Annotated in this window: 10 protein-coding genes; 7 read left to right on the top strand and 3 right to left on the bottom strand. The window is 61.9% G+C overall.

The features are described 5' to 3' along the window. Positions 1-47: 47 nt before the first annotated feature. Together O9K64_RS15725 and O9K64_RS15720 are read right to left on the bottom strand one after the other, a co-directional pair. Positions 48-1364 carry a serine/threonine-protein kinase gene (locus tag O9K64_RS15725; protein WP_275099038.1) on the bottom strand — a complete coding sequence of 439 codons (1317 nt, stop codon included), beginning with the start codon at positions 1362-1364 and terminating at the stop codon, positions 48-50. Positions 1365-1392: 28 nt separating this feature from the next. Next, positions 1393-2301, bottom strand: a complete 909-nt coding sequence (locus O9K64_RS15720; RefSeq protein WP_275099037.1) for a hypothetical protein — start codon at positions 2299-2301, stop codon at positions 1393-1395. Positions 2302-2886: 585 nt separating this feature from the next. Between O9K64_RS15720 and O9K64_RS15715 the strand changes: the two genes are divergently transcribed. The 7 genes from O9K64_RS15715 to hybE all read left to right on the top strand — a co-directional run bounded on the left by O9K64_RS15715 (position 2887) and on the right by hybE (position 9662). Next, positions 2887-4020 (top strand): hydrogenase small subunit, encoded by a 1134-nt coding sequence (locus O9K64_RS15715; RefSeq protein WP_275099036.1) that lies wholly within the window; start codon positions 2887-2889, stop codon positions 4018-4020. 9 nt (positions 4021-4029) lie between these two features. Then, positions 4030-5055, top strand: coding sequence for a hydrogenase 2 operon protein HybA (hybA, locus tag O9K64_RS15710; RefSeq protein WP_275099035.1), 1026 nt, complete (start codon positions 4030-4032; stop codon positions 5053-5055). Next, entirely contained in the window at positions 5052-6191 is a 1140-nt protein-coding gene (gene hybB / locus O9K64_RS15705) for a Ni/Fe-hydrogenase cytochrome b subunit (protein ID WP_275099034.1), read from the top strand. Before hybA ends, hybB begins: the two co-directional genes overlap by 4 nt. A 36-nt stretch (positions 6192-6227) precedes the next feature. Next, on the top strand, positions 6228-7928 hold the full coding sequence (locus tag O9K64_RS15700; RefSeq protein ID WP_275099033.1) for a nickel-dependent hydrogenase large subunit: 1701 nt from the start codon (positions 6228-6230) through the stop codon (positions 7926-7928). A 313-nt stretch (positions 7929-8241) separates the two neighbouring features. Next, the gene (locus O9K64_RS15695; protein WP_275099032.1) at positions 8242-8757 is read left to right on the top strand and encodes a HyaD/HybD family hydrogenase maturation endopeptidase; all 516 of its coding nucleotides are present in this window, start codon (positions 8242-8244) and stop codon (positions 8755-8757) included. After that, positions 8642-9121, top strand: coding sequence for a HypC/HybG/HupF family hydrogenase formation chaperone (locus O9K64_RS15690; protein WP_335342308.1), 480 nt, complete (start codon positions 8642-8644; stop codon positions 9119-9121). Before O9K64_RS15695 ends, O9K64_RS15690 begins: the two co-directional genes overlap by 116 nt. A gap of 4 nt (positions 9122-9125) precedes the next feature. Continuing rightward, positions 9126-9662: a [NiFe]-hydrogenase assembly chaperone HybE gene (gene hybE / locus O9K64_RS15685; protein ID WP_275099030.1), complete on the top strand. Its 537-nt coding sequence runs from the start codon at positions 9126-9128 to the stop codon at positions 9660-9662. 331 nt (positions 9663-9993) lie between these two features. On the opposite strand, the gene O9K64_RS15680 is transcribed toward hybE, so the two are convergent. After that, positions 9994-11136, bottom strand: a complete 1143-nt coding sequence (locus O9K64_RS15680; RefSeq protein ID WP_275099029.1) for an FAD-dependent oxidoreductase — start codon at positions 11134-11136, stop codon at positions 9994-9996. Positions 11137-11458: the final 322 nt, after the last annotated feature.

Here is an 11458-nt window from a genome sequence, read left to right as displayed (position 1 = left end):
GTGCTCTCCTCGTTCCCACGCTCCGCGTGGGAATGCATACCTTCTACCTAGAGCGCCGAGGCCATCATCGAGGTCTTCTCCAGCCGCTCCGCCAGGGTGCGCAGCAGCACCTTGTTGAACTTGGTCTGCAGCTGGGTCGAGGACTGCTGCAGTGCCTCGGTGCGGATCTTGATCACGGTGACCGGCGAGTTGCTCACCACGCTGGCGCTGCGCGGTTTTTTCATGCCGTGTATATAGGCCATCTCACCGAAACACTGACCGGTCTCGATCACCCCGAGGAAGGCATCGTTCTTCATGATCCGGGCATCGCCGGAAGCGAGGATGAAGATGGAGCCGCCTATCTTGCCCTCATCGATCAGGGTCTTGGCACCACGGAAACGGCGCCATTTGCTGATCCGCAACACCTCCCACAGCTCCACGTCGGTAAAGTCACGGAAGAAGGGGAGGGTCTTCAGGATGTTGAATTTGCGCGTGTCTGACACATCGATGCTGGCGGCGAGTTCCAGCTGTTCATGCACCGCCGCCAGATCGCAGGCCAGATCGGCCCAGCGTGCATAGCGCTCGGCTGCCTGCTTGCGGATGCAGCGCTCGACGATGCGGATAATCCCCTTGGGTATATCACGGCGCACATCCTGCAGGGGGACCGGCGGGCTGTTGGAGATCTTCTGGATCAGGTCGTACTGGTTTTCCGCGCTGAATGGCAGCTTGCCGCTCAGCAACTGATACATCACCACCCCCAATGAGTAGATATCCGCCTGCTGGCCCAGCTCCTGCCCCATGATCTGTTCGGGTGACATGTAGCTGGGGGTGCCGACCGCGCCCACCACCTGGGTCAGATCGGAGTCGGCCAGCAGGGCGGTGCCGAAGTCGGTCACCTTGATGTCGGTGCCGCCGCTGGTCAGCAGGTTGGCCGGTTTGATGTCACGGTGGATCAGGCCGTTGACGAAGGCGTACTCAAGGGCGTTGCAGCACTTGAAGATGATCTCCACCACGTCGTCGATCGGCAGCAGGTTCTCAGGCCGGGTATAGCGTTTGAGGGTGTGGCCGTTGACGTACTCCATGACGATGTAGTGCATCTCCCGCTCGGTGCCGGCATCGAACACCTTGACGATGTGGGGATGGCGCAGTTTACCCGCCAGGCTGGCTTCGTTGATGAACATCTTCTTGAAGCGGGCGCCGTTGACCGGCTCGCTGAAGATATTCTGGTGGGCGATCTTGATCGCCACCTCGTTATTGGAGAAGGGGTCCTGGGCCAGATAGACCGAGGCGGTCGCGCCCCTTCCCAGCAGTTTGCGGATCTGGAATTTGCCTATCGTGGTACGTGTCAGATCGTCTATGGCCGAATTCTCCGGAAGGTTTGTCACACGAGGTGCTGTCGGTCGCAGCCGGCTGTTATTGCTTTGCCGAGCGGCTCAGGTCATAAAATTGGCACTGCTCCAGAAACTCGCTGGTGCTCTTGGGCATGGGTACCCGGGCACCTGAAAGATAGGTGATAAGTTGGGTTCCTGCGGTGATCAGCTTCACGCCTTGATCAACATGCTGCTGCTTTCCGGTGGGCGCCGGTGCCGGCAGGGTGCTGAAGAACTGCTCCACCATCTCCCGGGCGGCGACGAATTCCGGCCAGACGGTGAACAGCGCCTTGTCCTGCTTGATCAGCTCGATCTGTTGTTTGGCGGCCCGGCAATAGTTGCGGATGTAAGGGACGGCCGCGCCGAAGATCTCGTCATCGGTAAAGCTGTTCACCATGTGGGTGGTAATGTGGTCGATCGCCTTCATGGACTGGGCGATCTTGCGATAGCGCGACTCGAACAGCTGGTCGAGGGGGTGAGAGAAGGCCTTGAAGGGTTCGCCCCAGAGTTCATCGATGCCCTCGTGGCCGCTGTAGTGCTTGACCAGCTTGCCGAGCTCCAGTGCCTCCTTGAAGTAGTCACCACAGCGCACCATCAGTTCGTTATCGGGATTCACCTTGACGCCCTTGGCCTCCAGGTCGACGATGGCGTTGAAGATGTCGGAGGCGCGGTTGAACAGGGCACCGGCCAGCATGGCGCCGTTGACCCGCTTGCGTGCCGGATCATGCTCGCGCGCGTAGGCTTCGCGCGCCTCCTCCAGGCGTTCGCCCGGGGTGTTGATGCCGCTTTCGGTGTGGTGGAAGGCGCGCCGGGTCAGGTCGTCAATCAGCTTCTTGCGATTGGCCAGGGTGTTTTCCGGGGTGGGGTAGTAGCGGATCCAGTAGCCGTCATAGAAGACACACTCTTTGTCCGCGATGATCCGGCGGGTACCGTTCTCAGGATGGTTACTCATTTTCCAGTTCTGACATCGATTGGTCTAACCGACTGCAATCCGAAGCGGAGCGGGTCACTCCACGGGCTATGCGCGCAAATTTTACGCCTAAAATCCGTCACTGGGAATCCGGTAATTGACAAGTGCCGGCCGATAGTGGCTCCCGGGAGGGTCATTCGGGGGGGGCTGGTCGCTACGCGCACCACTCCGCTGGACAGGGTGCTGACACCCACGACTGTATTCGATGACGGCTTCCGGTCGTTTTCCGGTCCCGCCCCGCGACGGGTCTCACCTGGCAAGGCGATGCCGGGATGGTACCGGGGTTTCCAGTATCACCGGATGGGAAACGGTCGTCGCGGTGCGCGCTCGCTCCGATGACAAGTAACTTTCCGTTCATGCCTCACCGATGTAATAACCACTTCCATAATGTGTATTTGATATATGTCAGATACCCCGCTAAGCGCATGAATCAGCGGTCAAAACAAACCCTACCTTTGTATTGGCATGGATATTGTACTTACGCTGGCAATGGCAGAGATGAGCTGTCAGATGCACTGACTTACAGAATAACTAACCTTCCAGAGACCACAACTGAGGTAGGGGTTAATGAACGACGAGCGCAATTTCGAGCAACTCGAGAAAAGACTGGGCGTATCGCGACGGGACTTTATGAAGTTCTGTACCGGCGTAGCTGCGACCATGGGACTGACCACCAGTGAGGCGATGGCCATGGCCAATGCCGTTGCCAGTCCAAAGGCGAGGCCGCCGGTGATATGGCTTCATGGTCAGGAATGCACGGGATGTACCGAATCCCTGCTGCGTTCCGAGCATCCCACCATTGAGACCCTGATCCTTGATCTGATCTCGCTGGACTACCACGAGACCCTGGCGGCGGCGGCCGGACATCAGGTGGAGGCGGCCAAGCAGGCCTCGATGCAGGCCAACAAGGGCAAGTACCTGCTGGTGATCGAGGGGGCCACGCCGGTCAAGGATGGCGGCATCTACTGCAAGATCGGCGGCAAGACCATGCTCGATCACGTCAAGGAGGCGGCCGAGGGCGCGGCGGCGATTGTGGCCATCGGTTCCTGCGCCTCCTGGGGCGGCATCCCCTCCAGCGGCATCAACCCGACCGAGGCCAAGGGGGCGCCGGCTATCCTGACCGACAAGACCGTGGTCACCATTCCCGGCTGTCCGCCCAATCCCTATAACTTCCTCTCCACCGTGCTGCACTTCGTCACCTTCGGCAAGCTGCCGGCACTGGATCATCTGAACCGGCCCAAGTTCGCCTACGGCCGCCTGATCCACGAGAACTGCGAGCGCCGCCCCCACTTCGACGCCGGACGCTTCGCCCTGGAGTTTGGCGATGAGGGGCATCAGAAGGGTTACTGCCTGTACAAGCTCGGCTGCAAGGGACCGGAAACCTACGCCAACTGCCCCGCCATCGAGTTCGGCGACGTGGGCGGTGGGGCCTGGCCGGTTGGTGTCGGCCATCCCTGTTTCGGTTGCACCGAGCAGGGTATCGGGTTCACCAAGGCGATCCATGAACTGGCGGATGTGAAGACCCATGCCCCACCGAATGCCTTCCCCTACGTCGACGACCGCCAGGGCACCAGCAACTCCACGCCGGGTGCCGCGGCGCTGGTCGGTGGTGTCATCGGCGCTGCCGTGGGCGCAACGGCCATGGCCGCCAGGAAGCTCGGTAAGAGCGAAGAGGCTGGTGACGGCGACAATCGGGGTTAAGGGGGCGTTATGAAACGTAGAGATTTTCTCAAAGCCACTGCAGGTGGTGCCACGGCAGCGCTCTGCGGTATCGGCACGGCAGAGGCGCGTGAAAACAAGGAACCGCTGGAGAATGCCATCGGCATCCTCTATGACGCTACCTTGTGTGTTGGCTGCAAGGCCTGTGTACGCGCCTGTAAAGAGATCAACGGGCTGCCACCGAGCATCATGGGCGAGGATGTCCAGTATGACGCCGCTCGCGATGTCTCCGGCGATACCTACAATGTGATCAAGGTCTACAAGAACGGTACCTCGGAGGCCAAGGATCGCGAGATCGACGGCTTCTCGTTTGCCAAGAAGAGCTGCATGCACTGTGTTGATCCGGCCTGCGTCTCGGCCTGCCCGGTCACGGCACTGGATAAAAATCCGCAGACCGGCATCGTCCAGTACAACCCGGACGTCTGTATCGGTTGCCGCAACTGCATGGTGGCCTGTCCCTACAACATTCCCCAGTACGAGTACAACGACCCCCGGGGGCAGATCCAGAAGTGCCAGTTCTGCAACCAGGCGGGGGTGGAGCGCATCTCCCAGGGGCTGTTGCCGGGCTGTGCCGAGGTCTGTCCCACCGGGGCGACCCTGTTCGGTACCCGTCGGGAGCTGCTGGAGGAGGCGAAGAGACGGCTCGCCGCCAAGCCGGGCGAGACCTATACCTACGCCCGGGGACGCGCTTCGGATGGGTTGCATACCCATGACAAGGAGGCCCCGGAATACCGGCAGCACGTTTACGGAGAACGCGAGCTCGGGGGAACCCAGGTGATGCACATCGCCGGTGTGCCGCTCAACCGGCTGGGACTGCCGGAACTGCCCGAGCGCTCCTACGCCTCGATCGCGGAGGGGGTCCAGCACACGCTGTACAAGGGGATGATCGCACCGGCGATCGCCTTGGCGGGGCTGGCCTTCGTGGTCAAGCGCAACACCAGTAAAGCGGACCAGGATGACCCCCAAAGTCAAAATAGTCGTCGTCCCGAGCCTAACAATGACAGAGGTGAATCATGAGCGAACATAAACCGGTGGAGGGTAGGATTCTTACCCTGCCCTTCATGTTCCTGGGCGTACTTGGCGTGATCGGACTCTACTTTCTCGGCGTGCGGTTTGCCGATGGACTGGGGGCAGTCGCCAATATCAACTCGGGCTACCCGTGGGGTGTCTGGGTGGTCTATGACGTGGTGGTCGGTACCGCACTGGCCACCGGCGGCTATGCCCTGGCCTTCGCGATCTATGTCTTCAACAAGGGACAGTACCACCCGCTGATCCGGCCGGCCATCCTGGCCAGCCTGTTCGGCTACGCACTGGGTGGTTTCGGCGCCTTCTTCGACATGGGGCGTTACTGGCAATTCTATAACATCCTGATGCCCTCCAACTGGAACTTCAACTCGGTCATGCTGGAGGTGGGTCTCTGCGTGATGGCCTATATCCTGGTGCTGGTCATCGAATTCGCCCCCGCGCTGTTGGAGCGGATCGGGGCGACGGGTGCGCTGCGCTGGTTGAACAAGGTGCTGTTCCTGATTATTGCCCTGGGCCTGCTGCTGCCGACCATGCACCAGTCCTCCCTCGGCTCGCTGCTGATCATCATGGGGGCCAAGGTACATCCGCTGTGGCAGTCGCTGCAACTGCAGCCGTTGCTGGCCCTGCTCACGGCCCTGACCATGGGCTTCTCCATCGTCATCTTCGAGGCGTCGTTCTCGGCGATCGGCTTCAGGCGCCGCCCCGAGACCACACTGCTGGCGCGCCTGGGCAAGGTGATTATCGGCCTGCTTGCGGTCTACCTGGTGGTACGGCTGGCGGAGCTGGTGCTGCGCGGCAAGCTCGGCTTTGCCTTCACCGGTGACCTGCCCGGCAATATGTTCCTGCTGGAGATGGCGCTGTTCATCTTCCCGCTGTGGGTACTGCTGTCACCGGCCCGCCGCAACAGCGGCCGGCTGCTGCTGTTTGCCGCGGTGTCGCTGCTGTTCGCCGGTGCCCTGTACCGGTTCAACGCCTTCCTGATCGGCTACAACCCGGGACCCGGCTACAGCTATTTCCCCTCGGTCCCGGAACTGATGGTGACGGTGGGTATCGTGGCGATAGAAATCATGGCCTATCTGGTCTTCGTTAAGAAACTGCCCGTTCTGCATTCTGCTGAACATGCGTAAGGCAGAACAGACATTCCTTAAGTAGGAGAGAATATTGTGGCTACTCGTATAACTGTTGATCCCGTTACCCGCATTGAAGGGCACCTGCGTATCGATGTCGAGGTCGAGGATGGCAAGGTCAGTAACGCCTGGTCCTCCGGCCAGATGTGGCGTGGTATCGAGAAGATCCTGGTGGGGCGTGATCCGCGCGACGCCTGGGTCTTCACTCAGCGCATCTGCGGCGTCTGCACCACCGTGCACGCCCTCACCTCGGTGCGCGCGGTGGAGAATGCGCTCAATCTGGAAGTGCCGCTGAACGCCCAGTTCGTGCGCAACCTGATCGTGGCGGCCCAGGCCATTCACGATCATATCGTCCACTTCTACCACCTCTCCGCCCTCGACTGGGTGGACGTGGTCTCGGCCCTGGATGCCGATCCCAAGGCCACCGCCAAGCTGGCCGAGAGCCTCTCCTCCTGGGGCGGCAACGGTCCCCACGAGATGCAGGCGGTGAAGGACAAACTGGCGGCCTTCGTCTCCAGCGGCCAGCTGGGGCCGTTCGCCAACGGCTACTGGGGACATCCGGCGATGAAACTGCCGCCGGAGGTGAACCTGCTGGCGGTGGCGCACTACCTGCAGGCGCTGGAGGTGCAGCGCTACGCCAACAAGATCGTCACCATCCTCGGCGGCAAGACCCCGCACATCCAGAACCTGGCGGTGGGCGGCATCTCCAACTCCATCAACCTGGACAGCCAGTCGACCCTGAACATGGAGCGGCTGCTGGCGATCAAGGGCTGGATCGACAAACTCTCCGATTTCGTCAACAACGTCTACATGGTGGACGTGCCGGCGGTGGGCGCCTTCTATCTGGACTGGGCCGGTTACGGCCAGGGCATCACCGACTATCTGTCGGTGCCGGACATGCCGATCGACACCAAGGGGACGAAGTTCGCCCTGCCGGGCGGCTACATCAGCGGCGGCGACCTGAGCACCTTCAAGCCGATCGCCAGCTACCAGGACGCCCTGTTCCGCGATGGCGTCAAGGAAAGCTCGAAGCACTCCTGGTACCAGGGGGACGCGGCGCTGCACCCCTGGGAGGGCGAGACGGAACCGCAGTACACCGACTTCCAGGACGAGGGGCAGTACTCCTGGATCAAGTCGCCCACCTTCTACGGCAAACCGGCCCAGGTGGGTCCGCTGGCCAACGTGCTGTGCATGGCGGCGGCCGGGCACGAGCCCACGGCCAGGCACCTGAAGACCGCCATGGGCACCCTGAGCGCGGTGGCCGGCAAGGAGATTCCGCTGGCGGCACTGCACTCTACCATCGGCCGCCATGCGGCACGCGCGGTACGCACCGCGGTGATGCTCGACACCATGAATGAGCAGTGGAACATGCTGGTGGAGAACATCGGCAAGGGCGATACCGATACCTTCAACCAGCCGGTATTCCCCAAGGGCGAGATCAGGGGCTTTGGTTTTCACGAGGCGCCGCGCGGCGTGCTGTCACACTGGGTGGTAATCAACGACGGCAAGATCAAGAACTACCAGTGCGTGGTACCCAGCACCTGGAATGCCGGTCCACGCAATGAGAGTGACGCCATGGGGCCCTACGAGGCCTCGCTGATGGGCAACCCGGTGGCCGATCCGGAACTGCCGCTGGAGGTGTTACGCACCGTTCACTCTTTCGATCCCTGTATCGCCTGTGCCATCCACCTGGTGGATACCGAGCAGCAGGAGATCGTCAAGGTGAAGGCGCTCTGAGCATCTGAGCAGCAACAGATGCCACTTTCCCTCCCTCCCTTCATTGGGAGGGAGGTTTTTTTCCAGGATGGAACCATGGCACCTTGCTGTCGACCCCGGCGGGTACGCACCGCCATCTATGGACGTCGATAACGTGGCAGAGGCCGTAGGTTGGGGTGAGGAACGAACCCCAACACCTTGTGCACACGCCTGAAATCCTGTTGGGGTTCGCAGGCTCACCCCAACCTACGGGCTACGGTTTGTTTCCGGGGCGTGGTGGAAGAATAGTTGGGCCGTGGAGGACTCCATGGCCACTGATCGAGGTGGAAACGATATGAGCGTAGTAGTGATCGGACTGGGTAACGTGCTGTTATCCGATGAGGGCCTGGGGGTGCGCGCGGTCGAGCTGTTGGAACAGCGTTATAGCCTGCCGGAGTCGGTTGAGGTGATCGATGGCGGCACCTCGGCCATGGACCTGCTCAACCCCCTCAGCAATAACGAACAGGTTATTATCGCCGACGCGGTAAAGACCGGCGCGCCGCCCTGCACCCTGGTGCGGCTGGCCGATGACGAGGTCCCCAAGTTTTTCCAAACCAAGATTTCACCCCACCAGATCGGCCTCTCCGACCTGCTGGCGCTGCTCACGGTACAGGGTCAGGCACCGGAGAAGATCACCATCATCGGCATGGTCCCGGACTCCCTGCGGACCCGGATCGGTCTCACCGACGGGGTCAATGCCCGGATGGACGAGATGGTGGAGATGCTGGCGGATGAACTGCGATCCCTTGGCATTTCTGTCGAACCCAGGCAGGATGGAGTCCGGGGCTTCTGGGCGGAAGCGGGTTGCTGAACAAAACGGTCCAACGCAACAGACCGGAGTAACAGATAAAGGCAGGTGCGGGATGTGTATCGGAATTCCAATGCAGGTGATAGAACAGCGCGACTTGATGGCGCTGTGCCGGGGTCGGGGACGCGAGGAGATGGTCAACACCATGCTGATCGGTCCGCAGGAGCCCGGCACCTGGATACTCAATTTCATCGGTTCGGCCCGGGAAGTATTGACCGAGACGGAGGCGAAGCAGACCAATGATGCCCTGGATGCGCTGGAGCAGATCATGAACAGCGATGGCGAGGTGGATGTGGATACCTACTTTGCAGACCTGACCGATCCCAACCGCAAGCCCGGCAGTTTTCCCAACGATCAGAGTGGATGAGATCATGAATCGCCCCGCGTTTTTTGCCACCAGCCCCGCCGCCGAGATTACCCACGCCTTCCGCCAAATCGAACAGGCCCAGATGCACGGCCTGCCGGTCTGCCACGACCAGTTGACCACGGAGGTGGTGGGTCTGCGGCGTTTTGAGCAGCACTGGGTGGGGGCGCTGATCACCCCCTGGACGCTGCAGCTGATCCTGCTGCCGGCCACCGCCGAGGCGGAACGCCTGGGGGAGGGTGATCACCGCAGCCTGGCGTTTCCCCAGGGAGCGGTGGTGTTCATGGCCTCGGAGAATCCCGACCTCGGTGTCTACATGGCGTGCTCGCTGATGTCCCCGCTGCACGACTTCCCCTCCCAGGCGGCGATCCGCCAGACGGCGGAGGAGGTGATGGAGTTGCTGTTCCAGGCGCCGGTGGAACAAGCCCCGGGGAAGTCGGTGACCGTGGCGATGCCGGGACGCCTGGATATCAAGCGGGAGGCCAAGCCGGTGGATCAGACCACGGGCAGCCGCCGCGATTTCCTGCGTGGACGGATGAAATAGTCCCAGGTCTGCCCTTTACCCGCAAACGCCGATGAGCAGGTGTGTAGGATGGGTGGAGGCGCGGTACCCTTGTTGACGGCTGTTCGCCGTGGTCGGGCGCGCCGTAACCCATCTTCGGATTCGATTGCAGGTGCGCGATGGGTTGCGCGCCGGAGATGGAGCCGGCGGAGAGTTCATGGGGCACTCCACCCATCCTGCGCCCGGATGCAGTTTTGTAGGGTGGGTTAGCGGCGCACGGGCACCACGCTTCCACACCACGCCAATATCCAGGCGCCGTGTAACCCACCGTTTTCTCAACCCCCCCTGAGAAACAGCATTTTTCCCACTCGACTCACCCCAGTAACGGCGGTACCTGCTTGCTCCACTGGCCCTTCTCCTCCACGTAACTGCCGGTCAGGGTGAAACCCAGCAGTTCACCCTGGGGCGAGCGGAAGAGTGCCCGAACGCCGGCGTCATCCTGCTCGATCTCCCAGTCGCCCGCGGCGTCGCGCGGGGGTGGCGAGACCACGATCGGGTGGGCCGGGGTCTTGATGCTCACCGGCATGGCCGGGTAGGTGAGGGGCGTTTCCGTCCCTGTCAGAGTCTTGGCCAGGGCTCGGGCGGCGTTCATCAACGGCATGACGAACGGCAGATTCAGCCCCGCCACCTCCAGGCAGTCCCCCAGGGCGTAGATGCCCGGCTGGCTGGTCTGCAGCAACCGGTCGGTGACGATGCCCCGGTTGGTCTCCAGGCCGAGGGCCTGGGCCAGGCTCAGGTCCGGTTTCAGACCGATCGCCGAGAGGATGACGTCGGCCGTGACGGTGCTGCCGTCGGTCAGCCGCAGTTCCAGGCCGTCGGAAGCGCGGCTGATCTCGTCCACTACCGTGCCCAGGTGCCAGCGCACCCCCGTCCCGGCCAGGCCCTCCTGCAGTGCCCGGCCGGCCGTCTCCGGCAGCAGGGTGCTGATGGGGTAGGGGTCGGGACCGATCACCTCCACCTTGCGGCCGGAGACGATCAGGTCATTGGCGAACTCGCAGCCGATCAGTCCGGGGCCGATGATGGCGACCCGTTTCGCCCGTTCGACCCGGGCGCGAAAAAACCGGTACTCCTCCAGGTCGTTGACCGACAGCACCGCGTCGGCGCCGTCTCCCTTGAACGGCAGACGGATCGGTCGTGCCCCGGTGGCCAGCACCAGCCGCCCGTAGGGGATGTTCCCCTGGTTGGTGACCAGCTGCCGGTTGGCGCTGTCGATGGACAGCACCCGGGTGTGGGTGTGGATCACCGCGTTCAGCCGTTCCGCCATGGTGGCGGCATCGGCGGAGACGATCTGGTCGGGTTGCTTGCCCTGGATCAGGGCGTTGGAGAGGGCCGGCTTTGGATAGGCCTCGCCGCTGTCGGCCGTGACCAGAACCAGCGGCACCTCGGCATCGCTCTTGCGGATCTCGCGCGCCAGGTTGTAACCGGCCATGCCGGTGCCGATGATTACTATGGACATATCATTCACCTTCTGTTTGTTGTTAGCTATTTAGTATTGCTTGATTGTAACTACTCGCTGGGTGATTGGCCTGCCTTGTTGGCCGATCTTGATGGCGCCTCGAATCCGGCCCCTTTTTCAGATTCAAGCCTGCCCTTGTTTGAGCGAAGCGAGTTTGGGCAGGCGCTGAAAAAGGGGCCGGATTCGAGGAGATAAGCCATCGTGTGAGGCCAAAAAGGCAGGCCAATCACTTTACACTTAACCTTCCGCAATCCCGGCAGACCCGGTGTTGTTCTGGTACTGCTCTGGTGTCGCCCGGGCGTTTGATGGGTCGATCCGCACT

Source organism: Sedimenticola hydrogenitrophicus (genome assembly GCF_029017505.1).
GTDB classification, from domain to species: Bacteria; Pseudomonadota; Gammaproteobacteria; order Chromatiales; family Chromatiaceae; genus Sedimenticola; species Sedimenticola hydrogenitrophicus_A.
The sequence above is the reverse complement of the archived record's forward strand: the minus strand, read 5'-3'. Positions and strand labels throughout refer to the sequence as shown.

What these genes read in the sequence shown, in the direction of transcription:
- O9K64_RS15720 (WP_275099037.1), bottom strand. Translation starts at nt 2,301, where the DNA reads ATGAGTAACCATCCTGAGAACGGTACCCGCCGGATCATCGCGGACAAA.
- O9K64_RS15715 (WP_275099036.1), top strand. Translation starts at nt 2,887, where the DNA reads ATGAACGACGAGCGCAATTTCGAGCAACTCGAGAAAAGACTGGGCGTA.
- hybA (WP_275099035.1), top strand. Translation starts at nt 4,030, where the DNA reads ATGAAACGTAGAGATTTTCTCAAAGCCACTGCAGGTGGTGCCACGGCA.
- hybB (WP_275099034.1), top strand. Translation starts at nt 5,052, where the DNA reads ATGAGCGAACATAAACCGGTGGAGGGTAGGATTCTTACCCTGCCCTTC.
- O9K64_RS15695 (WP_275099032.1), top strand. Translation starts at nt 8,242, where the DNA reads ATGAGCGTAGTAGTGATCGGACTGGGTAACGTGCTGTTATCCGATGAG.
- O9K64_RS15690 (WP_335342308.1), top strand. Translation starts at nt 8,642, where the DNA reads ATGCCCGGATGGACGAGATGGTGGAGATGCTGGCGGATGAACTGCGAT.
- hybE (WP_275099030.1), top strand. Translation starts at nt 9,126, where the DNA reads ATGAATCGCCCCGCGTTTTTTGCCACCAGCCCCGCCGCCGAGATTACC.
- O9K64_RS15680 (WP_275099029.1), bottom strand. Translation starts at nt 11,136, where the DNA reads ATGTCCATAGTAATCATCGGCACCGGCATGGCCGGTTACAACCTGGCG.